Below are 5,559 nucleotides of genomic sequence, written 5' to 3' on the forward strand. Positions count from 1 at the left end.
TACCTCGCCGATACCCTCCGGGCCATCCTCGACGGACACCCCAGATCCCGCATCGAGGACCTCATGCCCTGGTGCTACGACCAAGCGTCAAGCCTCGCTGCATAGGGCCTCGTCGTCGCGCTTACGCATAGGCTGATTGCGAGACAGAAGTGTGACAAAAAAGCGTGACATTTCCGGGACAAAAAGCGTGACACAAACTTCCGGCTCCGTGGTTCAGGTCATGATGATGTCTATGAGACGCTTTAAGTCGATAATCCCAGCATGTCGCGTATTATCGGTGCACGAAAACACGCAGAATGCGCAAACAATTCGATTTATCGGAACGCACAAGCCATTGGCCTGAAACGGAAAAAGGCCGTTTTGGATTTATTTGTGGTGGTGCACCCCCCTGGGGCCCAAATACGCTGTTTTACCGGGGTTCCACGCCCCCCCGGTTGACAGGGATCCCCCGGAAGGACCCGCGCACCCACGGGCCCCGTAGACCGGGTGCGCGAAATGGGGTGACGTCTACCTGATTGCGGCCATACGGATCTCGAACAGGGCCCGCAACGCGTCGTAGATGCGCTCTCGGGGCGTTTCGATACCGAATTCTTTAAGAACCACGTCATCGAACGCTTGGCGATCCGAAGCTTCCAGCTCATCAGCCACCTTCATGATGTCGCGCTGCAACAGCGGCTGGAACGCGGCCAATATGCGGTCGGCTGCTGCGTCATCCAGCACAGTGGGATCCAACACATGCAGCGACGACTCCATCCGGTCCTTGTTCAGGTCCAGAACCCCCAATCCGCGTCCGAATCCCAACCCCTCGATTAAAAACATCGAGATGGTCGAGTTCAGGAGCGCGTGTAGCAGCTTATCGTCGATGTCCGGAGCAGGCTTAATCGGGACGAGACGCTGATCGCAGAACGCAGGAGGGTCTAATCTTCCAACGAAAATTCGCTCTCCATACCCCACCGATGCGACGAGCGAGCTCAGATCGTCCGTGTCCATCTGATACCAGTGCTTCCCGGCGCGGCTCAGCTTTTTAATCACTGCCGGTGTGGCGAAAGCGTTGATCCAATCCAGAGCCCCAATGTGGCCCATGCGTTTCAAATCTCTGGTGGTCTCTGCGCACGAGAAAGCAACACCTTGCGCCTGGCCTGATAGCCGGCGCAACTCGGTCATATTCTTGGCCAACGGGACCAGATACTCGTCCTCGATCAGTTCTGGCTTTCTCGGATAGAAGAACTCGTTCATCCCGCGCCTCTCACCGCGCCGGATGAACGCGACTTTTGCAAGCGGAATGAGCGGCAGGTCCAGAGCCCAATCACAGTCCACGAACTGGGCACTTCCGGAGAGCCCGAGAGATCGAAACCGCTCCAAGGCATCCGGCATTACGGTTCGCAGCGTCATCACGTCATCAAGGGGACGGGCCGCGACGATTTGCCGGGCGATGTCGCGCACATCCTCGACGCTTTGGAGATCCTCAATGCGTCTTTTCAGGGTGACAAACTTTATGGGTCCTCGCTGCTGATCGGGATCTTCGATCCGTTCAGCGATCAGAATGTTGGTCACGACCTCGCTGTTTCCGAACCAGCGACCAGAGCCGGATGTAATGACGGTTTTCAGTTCGAAGCGCTTTGACAGCTCTCTGTAAAACGCGTCACCCCAATCCGTTCCCAACCATGAGTTCGTGATGATCATCGCCATGCGCCCGCCGGGTCGGATGATCTGCGCCAGAGATAGCGGTAGGTAAGCGGCAACGTCGGAACGTCCCGTGAAAGTCTTCCCGTCTTCGCCCATGGCCTCCTTAACCCGGGCGAGAGCATTGCCATACTGCTTCCTGCCAGCCTGCGCGATGAACGGCAGATTGGTTGTCAGCGCGTCAAACTCCCCAAGATGCTCCGTAATCACGGTCCCATCAGACGGGTCCGTGAAGTCGACTTCGGTCTCCGGCGTCAGGGTGAAGGCGTCCCGGCGGAAGACGCGGATCGGGGAATGCATCATCGCCGGATTTGTCATCGCGAACGTAGCGATCTGAACCGCCTGCGGGTCTTGATCACTGGCGTAGACCTGCGCGGAGACTGTCGCTGCCGGGAGTTCGCCTGTTACGAGTTTTAGCTCCGCGTTGGCGCGCGCGATGGTCCCGCTCCCGCAACACGGGTCGATGACGCGGTCTTGCGAGATGTCTTTTGCCGCAAGTCGAGCAAGCAGCCGAGCTAATCCGAGGGGCGTGGGATACTGACCCCGCAACTTCCGGGTGGTGACCTCGACCGTGGTCTCGAGAATATCCGAAAGCTGTGCTTGGTCCACGGATCCGACTCGCAGATCGCGTAGCAGCCCGTTAAACTGCAGCAGGTGATCCCAAGCTTGCGGCGTAACCTTCTCCAGCCCGATGAAGTCAGAGAATATCGTCCAGAAATTTATCTCTTCGGACAGGCGCTTAAAGATTTCCAACGCTTCGTCTGGTGTCGTTTCGTCCTCGACTGTCTCGATTGTGCGAGCCCTGTCGTCCTGCTCCCGCAAGATATTGGCGAACATGAACTTGGCGATCCAGTTCGATAGAATAGCCTGCGCAAGAACCGCCTCGCGAGTTCCCTTGAAGTATTCTGCGCCGTGGCTGATCCACCACTGCTCCATCTCGGCATCGAAATCGGTGTCTGAGATAGATGCTTTTTTGAGCGATGCCTCGAGCTCCGGCGCGTTCGTCAGCAGCAGGTTGGTGATCCCGCCAGTCCGGTAAGATTCGATAAACGGCCTACCCTGAATGTATCCGTCGGACAGCAGGTCGTTCAGTTCGACCAGTATCTTTTCAGCTAACGCTTCCCACCGGGCCTTGTTCGGAACGACCATCTTTCTGGTCGTTATGTCAGACAGGTCATTCCACTCGCGATATATCGTGAACCTGTCAGAGGTCGGGTCGAGCCGATAAAGGCGAGCAATCGTGACGTTCCAAAGCAAATAACTGTCCAGGCCCAGTATTCTGGCCTTCATTTCAGCATTTTCGCGGAAATCGACGTCATCAATGCTGGTGTCGGGCATCTTCAGCTCCCACCCCTGCATAATGACCGCGTTAGATCGGTCACCGAACAACAGCACGTCCGGGAACAGGCTTCCGCCCTCTCCAGACACTGTGTGCTCACCGCCCGCGTCCTTAACGGGTCGGTTCACCTTAGATATCGCGATTTTAAGATGTCCAATCAGATCGATCGCGAAGGATCTCTCATTATAGCGCGCAGCCAGTTTCAACCGACTTTCCTCGACTTGTTAATGACCGCGTCGACATCAACCATGCCGACTCGGCTCCCTTGACCAGCGCGCGCACCAGGCTGCAACGCCGAAAACAAAGCTGGCGGCCTAACATTATTGGCCATCATGCTTTTGACTTCATCCAGTCGCAATTGCGCGACCTCCATGTAGTCAATTCGCTCGTCCTTAAAGAGATGGACCTCTTGGTTTTTCTCGATGCCGATATACCGTCGGCCCTCGATTGCTGCCGCAACTAAAAAGCTCCCGCTGCCGAACGCGTTGTCCAACACGACGTCACCCGGTCTGGTATACATCCGCACAAAATATCGCCCGAGCGCCACCGGCTTCTGCGTAGGGTGCCAAACACGTCCACCCGCTTCGCTCTCCGCCGTCTTGCAATACAACGTGTCGGTAGGGAAACGCTCCCCGTCGCTTTTGACCTGCACGGGCCGGAAGTCGCCGTAGCTACCAGTGTATTGTGCCTTCCGGACACCCTTGTCATAGGGTTCTCCGGGCGACATCACTTGATCATACATGTAATCGGGCTGCTTGCCGTAGAACACGCAGATGTCCTCGTGCTGTCGCAGAGGCTGGCGGCGCGCGTTCAGGAAGTTAGTCGGCTTACTCTTCACCCACGAGAACTTGTATTTGAACCAAGCCTCATTGCTGAGCATCAGCTTTGCTGTGAAAATGCCTTGTGACGACAGGACGATCACACCGTTCGGCTTGATCACCCGGCGATACTGCTTCCACAGCTTATCGAGCGGGATCACGCTGTCCCACTTGTTCTGTGTCGTGCCGTAAGGAAGGTCGCACAGGACCAAGTCCACCGAGCCGTCGGGGATCCGGCTCATGATCTCGAGGCAGTCACCTTCGTGCAGTTCTCCCCCAAGAAACCTCATGTTTGCCCTGTCCGTAGCCTGCTTCGTGGGCTGACATTGACCGGCCCGGTTTCGGGTATTCTACCGATTTTTCCGGAGGAGGCAACTTCATAGCTGCCTCAACTGCATCGAGTCGCCCAGAAATGTTCCACTTTCGTTCACGTGCGGTCGAGCGGCATACCAAGACCATTCCGCCAACGATCCTGCTGCGCGGACGGCAGCAAGCCCCATCTCGGGGGCTCGTAATGATTCGAATCACGTCCCGATGATTCGCTATCAAGCTTTCTCAAAATCCAAAAAATTAGATCAGCCAATAACATTTTTTGGCGGCCCTATTCCGAACGGTGAGTTAATCCAAAAAAATATCCTTGTGTGATTGAATATTTTCTCCTGCAATTTGAAATACCCATCAACATTACCTGAATCTTGATGGTGTTTTTTTATTTGATTTCAGCACATTAAGATCATATCACGATTTCACAGAGAGGCGGCAATAAACAAAAACCGCCGACCTGGGCCTCGCGAATATCGGGCAATCGCGGGGGAAACTTGGGGCCCGGAAAACTTGGCAAAAACAGGAGAAACGCCATGACCAACCTGAAAAACACCACCGCTGCAGCCGCCGTTCTTTCCGCTTTCGAGATCGAAGAGATCATCGCGAACATGTCCGCGAAGACGATGGAAAACCCGGCTGACGGTTTCGAGTTCGACGCGACGAAGCTGCTGTCGGACCCTTGCTCCCTCGATGCGGGCACGGTTCACGCCGACGCCGAGGACGCGGCCGGGCACATCGCTTCGATCATGTATGACGAGATCGATGAACTGATCGAGGTCCGCGACGAGAGCCAAGACAACGAGGACGACAAGGATGACGAGGACGACCAGGACGACGAGGACGACCAGGACGACGAAGACGACGAGGACGACCAGGACGACGAAGACGACGAAGACGACGAGGACGACCAGGACGACGAAGACGGGATCGAGAAGTCATTCGTATGGTCCGTCCGCAAATACCGCGTGATCAAGGGCGGCAAGGAGGTCCAAAAAGTCGTCAGCTACCTCGCGCACGAGCACAGCGGGGCCTGCGGGAACGAGATCACAGTGGGCGAGCACGACTGCCGCGACACGACTGCGGATCACATCACCGCGAGAATCGAGGACGAGGGAGACGAGTCCGAATTCGACGAATACGCCGACGCTTTCGAACGCGACGCGGACACCATCGCGTATCTGAACATCGAGGACCTGACCGAAGAGCACCTGATGAGCGGCGATTTCCAGATCGAGACGGACGACGGCATCGACATGCTGCGCAAGCACATCAGGAAGCTGATGTCCCAGTCCGCCGCGTGATCCAGTTCGGGCCGGCCGCGGGGGGGGGGGGGGGGCTGGCGGGATCGTGATGACCCGGAATCGACCAAATTCGATGAGATAAAATGAAAGCCCC

At 56.5% G+C, this 5,559-nt stretch carries 4 protein-coding genes; 2 read left to right on the plus strand and 2 right to left on the minus strand.

What is annotated here, in order from left to right; all coding sequences use genetic code 11:
* Positions 1-105, plus strand: a 105-nt coding sequence (locus tag GL279_RS18800) for a transposase domain-containing protein (RefSeq protein ID WP_155064130.1), incomplete at its 5' end; no start/stop codon positions are given.
* A 402-nt stretch (positions 106-507) separates the two neighbouring features.
* On the opposite strand, the gene GL279_RS18805 is transcribed toward GL279_RS18800, so the two are convergent.
* A complete protein-coding gene (locus GL279_RS18805) occupies positions 508-3,228 on the minus strand; it encodes an N-6 DNA methylase (RefSeq protein ID WP_155066135.1) in 2,721 nt (906 codons plus the stop codon).
* Positions 3,225-4,130 (minus strand): DNA-methyltransferase, encoded by a 906-nt coding sequence (locus tag GL279_RS18810; protein WP_114535079.1) that lies wholly within the window; start codon positions 4,128-4,130, stop codon positions 3,225-3,227. Before GL279_RS18810 ends, GL279_RS18805 begins: the two co-directional genes overlap by 4 nt.
* A 567-nt stretch (positions 4,131-4,697) precedes the next feature.
* Here GL279_RS18810 and GL279_RS19210 point away from each other — a divergent pair.
* The gene (locus GL279_RS19210) at positions 4,698-5,465 is read left to right on the plus strand and encodes a hypothetical protein (RefSeq protein WP_170294026.1); all 768 of its coding nucleotides are present in this window, start codon (positions 4,698-4,700) and stop codon (positions 5,463-5,465) included.
* Positions 5,466-5,559: the final 94 nt, after the last annotated feature.

Source organism: Paracoccus limosus, assembly GCF_009711185.1.
Taxonomy (GTDB): Bacteria; Pseudomonadota; Alphaproteobacteria; order Rhodobacterales; family Rhodobacteraceae; genus Paracoccus; species Paracoccus limosus.

Bases quoted from the DNA above. Each gene is read 5' to 3' on its own strand.
- GL279_RS19210 (WP_170294026.1), top strand. From the start codon at position 4,698: ATGACCAACCTGAAAAACACCACCGCTGCAGCCGCCGTTCTTTCCGCT.
- GL279_RS18810 (WP_114535079.1), bottom strand. From the start codon at position 4,130: ATGAGGTTTCTTGGGGGAGAACTGCACGAAGGTGACTGCCTCGAGATC.